Source organism: Terriglobales bacterium, assembly GCA_035454605.1.
Taxonomy (GTDB): Bacteria; Acidobacteriota; Terriglobia; order Terriglobales; family Acidobacteriaceae; genus DATMAB01.
The window spans coordinates 1-9,975 of record DATIGQ010000087.1 but is presented as its reverse complement, the minus strand read 5'-3'; the positions used below and the strand labels follow the sequence as shown (position 1 = coordinate 9,975).

The window sequence follows — 9,975 nt, the reverse complement described above, 5'->3', positions numbered from 1 at the left end:
TCGACCGTGTAGCGGATGACGTTCTCGAAATCCGCGCCCAGCAATTCGCGCAGGCGGGTGAGATCCATCAAGTAGGAACTGGTGATGTAGGGCATGGCCTCCGGGGGCACGGCCGAGATGCCGAGATTCCACATCAGGGAGAGAACTTTTCTGACGCCCCACCGGCCGGGCACGCGCACCATGCGGTTGTTGCCGATCTGAAGACAGCGCTCCAGCGTGAGCGGCTCGCCCCGTCCGGCGACGTTCACAGTCGTCACCGGTGGGCCGGGATCAGTGCGCCGGAGGATCCAGGCGATGAGCCGCGCCACATCATCCACATGCACAAACTGGAAGCGTATCTTCAGATACCGGTCGCCGAAGGGCACGGGGAAAGGCAAACGCCAGCCGCGCGTGCGCATCCAGGCTCCGAGTCGGCCCGCGCCGCTGGGCGTGCCGCGGAATCCCCCCACCAGGTAGTTCTCCACGCTCGCGCCGGCGAAGATGTGCGGTCGCAGCACCCAGGTGCTGCAGGCCCCCAGCCAGAAGGCGCGCTGGCGCACCACTTCGTCGGCTTCATGCTTGTGCACGGCGTAGGGAAGGGTGTGGCCGGCAAGCGGAAAGTCCTCGGTGACCATGCCCGGCAGGTCGGAACCGTAGGCGGAAACGCTGCTGGGATAGATGAAGCGGCGCACGGCGCCGCCGCTGCGGTTGTATTCGGCGATGGCCTCCATCACCCGCGCTGTTCCCGCCACGTTGATGCGCCACATGGGATCGAGTTCAAGCACGCCGGCGCGCTGCGGGTCGATGACAAAGGCAAGGTGCACCACGGCGGACGGGTTGGTTTCCCGCAGCAGGGAGACAAGTTGCGGACAGGAAGCCTCGTCCCCCAGGTCGATGACCTCGAAGCGCGTAATCGGCATGTCCGCCGGCGCCTCGAACATGTCCACGCCCACGATGTGGAAGTCAGAAAGCTGCGGAACCAGGCGCCGGCCGAGGTTGCCGGCCACCCCGGTGACGAGAACGGTGGATGCGGAAACCGGGGGCATCAGGGAAAGAGGCCATCCTAGCACAGGGCTTGGTGCGGTGGCCGTGCCGGCGCTAGCCCCGGAAGCGTTGCCAGCGGATAATGGTTCGTCGTGCCGGCAACGATCCAAGCCGAGAAAAGTCCCGCGCCTGCGGCGCCGACCGACCCCGCCATGGAGGTCATGCGGCGCGAAAAATACTCGGTGGCTCGCGCCTCGGTGTTCGCCGCGCTGGTCATCACTGTGGGCAAGCTGGTGGTGGGCATCACCTCCGGCAGCCTGGGCATCCTTTCGGAAGCCGCCAGCTCGGGGTTCGACCTGGTCATGACGGTGATGACGCTGCTCTCGGTGCGCGTCTCAGACAAGCCCGCCGATCTCGACCATCAATACGGGCACGGCAAGTTCGAGAACCTCTCGGCGTTCATCGAGACCGCGTTCCTGCTCCTGGCCTGCGCCTGGATCGTGTGGGAGGCCATCGGCCGGCTGTTCCTGCGCGAAGTGCACGTGGAGCCGTCGGTGGCGGCGTTCGCGGTGCTATTCGTGAGCATGGTGATTGACTGGTGGCGCTCGCGCGCCCTGCTGCGCGTAGCGCGCAAGTACAACAGCGAGGCGCTCGATGCCGACGCGCTTCACTTCCGCACCGACATCTGGCAGGTGGGCGTCGTCATGGTGGGGCTGGCGCTGGTGGGACTGGCCGACCGTCTGGAGATGCCGTGGCTGCGCAAGGCCGATCCCATTGCGGCGCTGGTGGTGGCGGGACTGATCCTGTTCGTCAGCGGGCGGCTGGCGCGGCGGACGCTGGACGCGCTGCTCGACGCCGCTCCTCCCGGAGCGCGCAACCGCATTCTGGACGAAGTGGCGCAGGTCGAGGGCGTGCTCGAGGTGGACCGGGTCCGCATCCGGCGCGCGGGCAACCGCTACTTTGCCGACCTTTCCGTGGGCATGGCGCGCAACGTCACCTTCCAGCGCTCCGAGCAACTGGTGGACGAAGTCACGGCCGCGGTCGAGCGGGTGCTGCCGGACGCCGACGTGGTGGTGCGCTCCATTCCGCGGCCTGCGGGCGGCGAGAACATCTTCGATCGCGTGCGCGCCGTAGCCGCGCGCCACAACCTGCACGTGCATGACGTGAGCGTGGAAGACCTGCGCGGGCGGCTGCACGTCGAACTCCACCTGGAACTGGATGAGAAGCTCAGCTTGCGCCAGGCGCACGACCTGGTGACGCAGCTCGAAGCCGAGGTGCGCGACGAGGTGCCGGAAATCTCTTCCATCCTCACCCATATCGAGAGTGAGCCGGCCACCATCGAGCCGGGCGACGAAGCCAGCTATCCGGAGATGGAGGCGCGGTTGCGCCGCATCGCGCACGAATTCCCCGAAATCCTGGACATGCATGAGATCGTGGTGAAGAACGTGCGCGGCAAGACGCACGTCACCTGCCACTGCACCCTGCCCGATGAACTACCCCTCGACCGCATGCACGAGGTCATCACCGCGCTCGAAATCCGCTTCAAGCAGGAAGCTCCGGAACTTTTCAAGGTCCTCATTCATCCAGAACCTAGTACGGACAACAGAAGATGATTTCTTCATTTACTCATTCGCTCATTTGTTCATTCTGCGAAGTCGATGGTTGAAAGATGGTTCCAGCCGAAGAGCTGAAGCAAAGGACGAAGAAGTTCGCAATCCGGATCGTGAATCTCTACCGCTCTCTTCCGGCGAGGGACGATGCCCGGACCATGGGCCGCCAGCTTCTGCGTTCTGGCACCTCCGTGGCGGCGAACTACCGTGCAGTTTGCCGGGCACGCTCGCGTCCCGATTTCGTCTCGAAGATGGGAGTGGTCGTCGAGGAAGCCGATGAGACGGTGTTCTGGCTCGAACTGCTTGTCGACACCGGCATCGTCCCCGCCAAGCGTATGGATGGACTGTTGCGTGAGGCCAACGAACTCCTGGCGATCTTCGCGGCCTCGCATCACACCCTCAAACGCACGGGCAAATGAGCAAATGAGGGAATGAACAAATGAGGAAATCCACCCATGGTTGAGTCAAACGTTCAGTGGATTGACGGTGAGCGGTTCGTGGGTCAGGCCTCGAGCGGACACGCACTCGCGATCGACTCCGATCGCCAACGCAACACCGCGCCCGGACCCATGGAACTGGTGCTGATCGGATTGTGCGCGTGCACGGCCACTGACGTGGTCAGCATCCTGCGCAAGAAGCGCGAACCCTTCACCGCGCTGCGGGTGCGGGCGCAAGCGGAGCGTGCCAAGGAGCCGCCTACCGTGTACGAGACTATCCACCTCGTCTACACCGTGAGCGGCAAGGTTACGAAGAAGGCGATGGAGGACGCGGTGCGACTGTCGAAGGAAAAGTACTGCTCCGTCTCCGCCATGCTGCAGAAGACGGCCAGGATCACCAGTGAGATCGAGTACGTGGATTGAGTCCGCGCAGAACCTCTGCTAGTCTTTGGAGCCGCATGACCGACCCGCGAGTCGTGACCTACACTCAACCCGGCTGACCGCCGTGCCACGCGCTGAAGGCCTACCTCTCGGAGAGAGGCATCGAGTACAGCGACCGTGACGTCACCCGCGACGCCGAAGCGGTGCGTGAGCTGGTGAGCACGTACCACAGCCGCTGCACTCCCACCATCGTCATCGGCGAAACGGTGATCATTGGGTTCGACCGCGAACGTCTTGACCAGCTCCTCTAAAGCCCACCCTGTCCGCGGATACCTCTACGTCGCAGCCGCGACGTTCTGCTGGGGACTCTCCGCGACTCTCGGCAAGGCGGTGTTCACCGGCCGCCTACTGGGCGGAGAAGGCATTGGGAAGCTGGACCCGCTGATTCTCTCGCAGGCGCGGACCACGCTTTCGGTGCTGGTGCTGGCGCTGGTGCTTTTCGCGCTCGGCGGCCGGGCCGCGTTCCGGATGCCGCGCGGGGACGCTCTGCGCGCGATGCTCCTGGGCGCGACCGGCGTCGCCGGGTCGAACTTCTTTTACTACTACGCCATCGAGCGCACCACGGTGGCCACGGCCATCATCCTGCAATACACCGCTCCGATCTGGGTATTGCTTTACATGCTGGCGCGGCGGCTCGACCGGCCGACGCCGGCGCGCAGCGGCGGTGTGGCGATGGCGGTGGCCGGCAGCGCGCTGGCCATCGGCCTGTTCGGCCGTTCCGAGTTCCGCGCCGACCTGCTGGGCGTGGCCGCAGCGCTGGGTGCGGCCTTTTCCTTCGCGCTGTACAACGTGGGCGGACGCTTCCTGCTCGAGCGCCAGGAACGCTGGAGAGTGATTACGTACACGCTGCTGGGCTGCTCGCTGTTCTGGCTGGTAGTGAACCCGCCGTGGAAGATCGCCGCGGCCGGATACTCCGGCGAGCAGTGGGCCTTCCTGGGGGTGTTTGCGCTGGTGTCCATGCTGATTCCGTATTCGCTGTACTTTTCCGGACTGCACCACCTGGATGCGACGCGCGCAGTGGTGACCAGTTGCCTGGAGCCGGTGTTTGCCATCCTGCTGGCCATGCTGTTCCTCGGCGAAGCCTTCGGATGGCTGCAGGCCGCAGGCATGGTGATCGTGCTGGCGGCCACCATCCTGGTGCAGATGCCGGAGCGGACGAGGCGGGTTCCGGCCGAGCACGCGCCTTAGAGGCTACTCGAGCGCTTTGCCCTTGGTCTCCGGCAAGCGCGTCGCGACCAGCGAAGCCAGCAGGAAGGAGCCGGCGCAGAGCATGAATGCGCCGCCCAGCCCGCGCGTCTCCGCGGCCCATCCGATGACGAACGGCGAAACCGAACTGAGCGTACGCGCGCCGTTGTAAGTGAATCCCAGGGCGCGAGCGCGCACGCGCGTGGGGAAGATCTCACTGCCGATGATGCCCGAGCCGGAGAAGAATCCGGTTCCGAAAAAAGCCACGGGCGTGCCCAGCAACAGCAGCGTCCAGAAGCTCTGCGCCATGGCGTAGAGCGGCACCAGCAGCGCGGCCAGGAAGGTGTAGAGCATGAAGGCGCGGCGCCGGCCGAGCGAATCGGCCACCCAGCCGAAGCTGGCGTAGCCGGGCAGCATGCCGGTGAGGTTCAGGATCACGAGCAGAATCGTCTTCTCCGATTCACTGAAGCCGCGCCCGCCCTGATCCAGGGGCAGCGTCAAATATGCCGGCACCCAGGTGAACAGTCCCCACCAGGCGAACATGCCAAAGAAATTCAGGAAGAGCAGCGCGAAGGTCTTGCCGACGTAGGGCTGCGAGAAGATCTCCGCCAGGGGAGCGGGAGGTGGAGCCTCGGTTGCGGATGACACATGGGCGTGGCGCTTGAGCCACATTTCGGATTCGGGGACGTCGCGGCGGATCCACAGGATGACCAGCGCGGGCAACACCCCGACGAAGAACACGGTGCGCCAGTCGTAGAACTGCATCACCACCCAGACCACGAGTGCGGCCAGCGCGAAGCCGATGGCCCACGAGCTTTGCACGATGGCGATGGCCTTGGCGCGCAGGTGCGTGGGCCAAGTCTCGGCGACCAAGGTGGCGCCGGTGTTCCACTCTCCGCCCATGCCCAGGCCGAGGACGAAGCGGAAGACGGCGAGCATCAGCACCGAAGTGGAGAAGCCGGAGCCCAGCGAGCACAGCGAATAGGTGAGAATGCTGAGCATCAGGGCCTTCTTGCGCCCGATGCGGTCGGCGACGAAGCCGAACAGCACGCCCCCGATGCCCGAGGCCACCAGCGTGAGGGTGTTGAGAAGGCCGGACTGCGCCTTGGTCATGCCCAGCTCGCCCATGACCGAGGCCAACACCAGGGCGTAGAGCATGACGTCAAAGGCGTCCAGCATCCAGCCCAAGGCGGCAGCGACCAGGGTGCGGCGCTGGCCGGCAGTGATCTCGCGCAGTGCAGCGAAGCGTTCGGTCATGGAAGGCGGGATTGTAGCAGCCGGGTCGGGCACGGTCAGGGAGCGGTGGGCGCGTGGCGCTCGAGCAGCGCGAAGTAGCGATGGGTGCGGCCGATGTCGCGCGCGATCTGTTCGCGCAGGGCTTCGACCGAAGGGAACTTGATCTCCGGGCGCAGGCGGAAGAGAAAGGCCACCTCGACCTCCGTCTCGGCGGAAATGTCCATCTCCTCGAAGTGCAGCAGGTGGCTCTCGACCGCGAAGGAGTCGCCACCGAAAGTGGGACGCATGCCCACGTTGGAGACGGAATCGAAGGTGACTTCGCCGACGCGGGTGCGGGTGATGTACACGCCGTCGCCCGGCACCAGCTCATCGTAGCGGCTGAGGTTGATGGTGGGGACGGTGAACTTGTGACCGTAGCCGCGGCCGCGCCCGGCGGTGGAGATGATGCTGAACACGCGGCCGAGCAGGCGGCGCGCGCGCGAGACCTGCCCGGCACGGATCAGCTCGCGAATGCGGCTGCTGGAGACCGATTCGCCGCGGACGCGCATTTCCGGATAGATGACCACGTCGAAGCCGAACTTGCGGCCGAACTCAGCCAGGCGCTCGACGTTGCCCTGGGCCCGATGACCGAAGTGAAAATTTGCGCCTTCGTGCACCTCGACGGCACGCAACCGGCGGGCGAGGATCTGGTGCGCAAAATCCTGCGGCGGAGTGAGCGAGAGGTCGCGAGTGAAGGGAAGGACGAGCGTGGCATCGAGACCGGCGCGGGCGAGCAGGCGCAGCTTGACGGCGGTGGGCGTGAGCAGCTTGAGGGCGATGTCCGGGCGCAGGATGCGCATCGGGTGAGGCTCGAAGGTGACGGCGAGCGAGCGCGCCTTGCGCTCGCGGGCCCGTTCCACCACGCGGCGGAGCACTTCCTGGTGGGCGCGGTGGACGCCATCGAAGTTGCCGACGGAAACCACGGCGGGCCCGAAGTCCGAGGGTAGGTCGTCGAGCCCGTGGAAAGTGCGCATGGGTCAGATCTCGAACTCCAGCTTCAAGCCATCATGCGCCAACTGGGCATGCGGCGGCAGCGTACGGTTGGTCTCCTGGTGCGGCAGGTCGTGCGAGATATGGGTGAAGAAAGCGCGGCGAGGCCGCAGGTGTTCGACCAGCCGCAGAGAATTCTCCACCGTGGAATGGGTGGGATGCGGCTTGTGACGCAGGGCATCGAGGAAGAGGACGTCCAGCCCTTCCAGCCGGGTCAAGGATTCTTCCGGGATCTCGCTGAAATCGGTGAGATAGGCGGCGGAGCCGAAGCGGTAGCCGTAGATCTCGGCGTCGCCGTGCATGATTTTCACCGGTTCGAAGCGGGCGCCGAACAGCTCCAAGGCGCCGGCGATGGTCTGCATCTCCACCTGGGCCAGGCTGCCGTACTTGTAGTCGTCGTCAAAGATGTAGCGGAAGACGGAGTGCAAGCGCTCCACGGTGGACGGGTGCGCATAGAGCGGGATACGGCCCTGGCAGCGGAAGCTGAGCGGACGCAGATCGTCGAGGCCGAGGATGTGATCGGCGTGGCCGTGGGTGTAGAGCACGGCGTCGATGCGGTCGATGCCTTCGCGGATGGCCTGCTCGCGGAAATCGGGCGTGGTGTCGATGAGCACGACGCGGCCGTTGAACTCGATCAGCACGGAGGGCCGCGTGCGGCGGTCGCGAGGATCGGACGAGGTGCACACGGCACAGCGGCAGCCGATGGTGGGCACGCCCATGGACGTCCCGCTGCCCAGCACCGTGAGAACCGCCTTCACGAGGCGCCTTCGCCTCCAGGGGGCGTCTTGGTGAACTGCTTGGTGACTTCGACGAAGGCCATGCGGAGCTCGTAGAGGGAGTGCTCGAGCAGATTCTGTTCCGCCGCATTGAGATTGCCGCGGGTCTTCTCATCGAGCAGGCCGAGGGTGTCAATGGTCTGGCGGGCGCCAACCAGATCGGCGACCGGGCGGCGACCTTCCTCGTGCATCAGCCCGAGCTGCATGAGCGCGGTCATGTAGAGGGAAGCCACCAGCTTCTCGAACGTCATTTCGAAGTCTTCGGGGCGGCGGCCGCGCAAATCCATGTAGGGATCGAGCTGCCGGCCGGAGGCGCGATACGCGTCGCGACTGGTGGCCTGCTCGGCCGCGCTGGGCGGAGGCGGCACCTCGGCTGTTGATTCGGGCGGAGGCGCTGCCTGGGGTGGAGCCGCAGGCGGAGCGGGCGCTTGCGGCGCCGGCTGCGGCGGCGATTCGACGGGCGCGGCGGTTTCCGCTGCGGCCTCTGGCTCGCGGCGCTCGCCTTCGGTGGTGAACTTGCGGCGGTCGGTGACGACGAATTCGGGCTGCTTTTTCTTTTCAGACATAGGACCTAAGTTCGGCAATTGGGAAATTTGGTAATCGCGCAATCTGCTGACGTCTGAAGGAGCGAAATTACCGAATTACAAAATTACCAATTCGAGCTATTGAGCCTCCTGAAACGGCAGGTCCGCCACAGTGGCCTCTGCGCTGTCCATCTGCACCACGGCGCCCGGCTCGGCTGCTTCCCGGCGAATGTAGCCGAGAGCGAGCGTGCGGGAGCTGCCGTTGGTGGCGGGGATGCGGGCGACACTGGTGATTTCTCCGACTTCCTTGCCGGCAGCTGAAACCTTGGTTCCGGGCGCCGGTGTCGGGCCGGTGATGACAAGGCCGGTAAATTTGCGGTGCACCTGGCCGCGGGAGCGGATGCGTTCCACGATTTCCTGGCCGACATAGCAGCCTTTAGTGAAATTCAGGGCCTGATGCTGCTCGGTCTCCTGCGGCAGGTCGCGCTCGCGAATATCGAGGCCGTAGCGAGGGATGCCTTGAGAGACGCGCCAGATCTCAAATGCCTCGAATCCGACCGGCGTGGCTCCGGCAGCGACCAGCGCGTCCCATGCCGCGACGGCATTCTCCGCAGCGAGCCAGATTTCGTAGCCGGAGGCGGAGCGATTCCGGACCAAAGTGCAGCCGAAGGGCGTGCTCTCGACGGTCCGCATCTCAAGAGGTTGCAAATCGCCGGGATGGAGACCGGCGAGACGCAGAACTTCAGCCGACTTCGGACCTTCGAGACCGATGCGACAGACTGCGTCCGCGTCACCCAGCTCGACGTCGTCCATGATGATGTACTTGTCCAGCAGCTCACGCAGCCTGGGCGCCTGCTCGGCGTCGGTCTCGATGAGAACATCGTCGCTTCGCTTGAAGACCACCATGTCGCCCAGGATGTGACCCTGCGGGCTGAGCAGGAAACTGTAGGCCCCGTGGCCTACGGGCAGGTCGCGGACGTTGTTGGTGACCATGCCATTGAGCCAGCGCACGCGGTCCTCGCCGCGGGCGACGAAGCTGGTGCGCCAGGCAAGGTCGAACAGGCCGCAACCGGAATGCAGGGCGGAGTATTCCGCGGCCGGCGAACCGAAAGAGGCCGCGGTCTCCAGGCCGTGATACTCACCGAAGCGGGCGCCGGAGGCGGCAAGTCTCTCGTACAAATGGGGCGTGCGCGGCATGAGCAATTCTTGATTATAGCCAAGACTGGGAGAGGTACCCCTCCCCCTATGCCCCCGGGTCCAGAGGGGCGCCGGAGGCACCGGTTTCCCCAGGGAACATAAGCTGGTATCTTCACGGACCGTGGCTTTAAACAAGAAGATCGCAGTCCTGCCCGGGGACGGCATCGGCAGGGAAGTGGTGGCCGAGGCGGTGAAAGTAGTGCGCGCGACGGGCGCGGCGGTGGAGTTCACGGAACTCGACTGGGGCGCGGAGCGCTACCTGAAAGACGGTACTACCGTTCCTCCGGGCGGGTACGAGATGCTGGCGCGCGAGTACGACGCCATCTTCGTGGGGGCGTTCGGCGATCCGCGAGTACCTTCCAATATCCATGCCCGGGAGATCCTGCTGGGCATGCGCTTCCGGCTGGACCTCTATGCCAACGTGCGGCCGGTGAAGGTGTTGGACGCGTCACTGTGCCCGCTGAAGGACCGCAAGCCCTCCGACATCGACTTCGTCGTGATCCGCGAGAACACCGAGGGGCTGTACGTGGACATGGGTGGGGTGTTCAAGCAGGGGACAGCGGACGAAGTCGCCATC

General features: G+C 65.2%; 11 protein-coding genes and 1 pseudogene. 6 read left to right on the top strand and 6 right to left on the bottom strand.

What is annotated here, in order from left to right; translation table 11 throughout:
* On the bottom strand, positions 1-1,025 hold a 1,025-nt coding region (locus VLE48_06485; protein ID HSA92642.1), incomplete at its 3' end, for an NAD-dependent epimerase/dehydratase family protein.
* Between the two features lie 90 nt (positions 1,026-1,115).
* Between VLE48_06485 and VLE48_06480 the strand changes: the two genes are divergently transcribed.
* From VLE48_06480 to VLE48_06460, 5 genes and pseudogenes are all read left to right on the top strand, one after another.
* Positions 1,116-2,576, top strand: coding sequence for a cation diffusion facilitator family transporter (locus VLE48_06480; protein ID HSA92641.1), 1,461 nt, complete (start codon positions 1,116-1,118; stop codon positions 2,574-2,576).
* Positions 2,577-2,632: 56 nt separating this feature from the next.
* The gene (locus tag VLE48_06475) at positions 2,633-2,992 is read left to right on the top strand and encodes a four helix bundle protein (GenBank protein ID HSA92640.1); all 360 of its coding nucleotides are present in this window, start codon (positions 2,633-2,635) and stop codon (positions 2,990-2,992) included.
* Positions 2,993-3,028: 36 nt separating this feature from the next.
* Complete coding sequence (locus tag VLE48_06470) at positions 3,029-3,433, top strand: OsmC family protein (protein ID HSA92639.1); 405 nt, start codon at positions 3,029-3,031, stop codon at positions 3,431-3,433.
* Between the two features lie 89 nt (positions 3,434-3,522).
* A pseudogene (locus tag VLE48_06465) lies at positions 3,523-3,702 on the top strand (glutaredoxin domain-containing protein).
* Positions 3,686-4,639, top strand: coding sequence for a DMT family transporter (locus VLE48_06460; GenBank protein ID HSA92638.1), 954 nt, complete (start codon positions 3,686-3,688; stop codon positions 4,637-4,639). The pseudogene VLE48_06465 and the gene VLE48_06460 overlap by 17 nt, the downstream one beginning before the upstream one ends.
* Positions 4,640-4,642: 3 nt before the next feature.
* On the opposite strand, the gene VLE48_06455 is transcribed toward VLE48_06460, so the two are convergent.
* The 5 genes from VLE48_06455 to VLE48_06435 all read right to left on the bottom strand — a co-directional run bounded on the left by VLE48_06455 (position 4,643) and on the right by VLE48_06435 (position 9,398).
* Complete coding sequence (locus VLE48_06455) at positions 4,643-5,893, bottom strand: MFS transporter (GenBank protein ID HSA92637.1); 1,251 nt, start codon at positions 5,891-5,893, stop codon at positions 4,643-4,645.
* 35 nt (positions 5,894-5,928) lie between these two features.
* Positions 5,929-6,885 (bottom strand): bifunctional riboflavin kinase/FAD synthetase, encoded by a 957-nt coding sequence (locus VLE48_06450; protein HSA92636.1) that lies wholly within the window; start codon positions 6,883-6,885, stop codon positions 5,929-5,931.
* Positions 6,886-6,888: 3 nt separating this feature from the next.
* Positions 6,889-7,659, bottom strand: coding sequence for an MBL fold metallo-hydrolase (locus tag VLE48_06445; GenBank protein ID HSA92635.1), 771 nt, complete (start codon positions 7,657-7,659; stop codon positions 6,889-6,891).
* On the bottom strand, positions 7,656-8,243 hold the full coding sequence (locus VLE48_06440; protein ID HSA92634.1) for a DUF1844 domain-containing protein: 588 nt from the start codon (positions 8,241-8,243) through the stop codon (positions 7,656-7,658). Before VLE48_06440 ends, VLE48_06445 begins: the two co-directional genes overlap by 4 nt.
* Positions 8,244-8,339: 96 nt before the next feature.
* Complete coding sequence (locus VLE48_06435; protein HSA92633.1) at positions 8,340-9,398, bottom strand: glycine cleavage T C-terminal barrel domain-containing protein; 1,059 nt, start codon at positions 9,396-9,398, stop codon at positions 8,340-8,342.
* 121 nt (positions 9,399-9,519) lie between these two features.
* Between VLE48_06435 and VLE48_06430 the strand changes: the two genes are divergently transcribed.
* Positions 9,520-9,975: isocitrate/isopropylmalate family dehydrogenase (locus VLE48_06430; protein ID HSA92632.1), on the top strand; the 456-nt coding region annotated here is incomplete at its 3' end.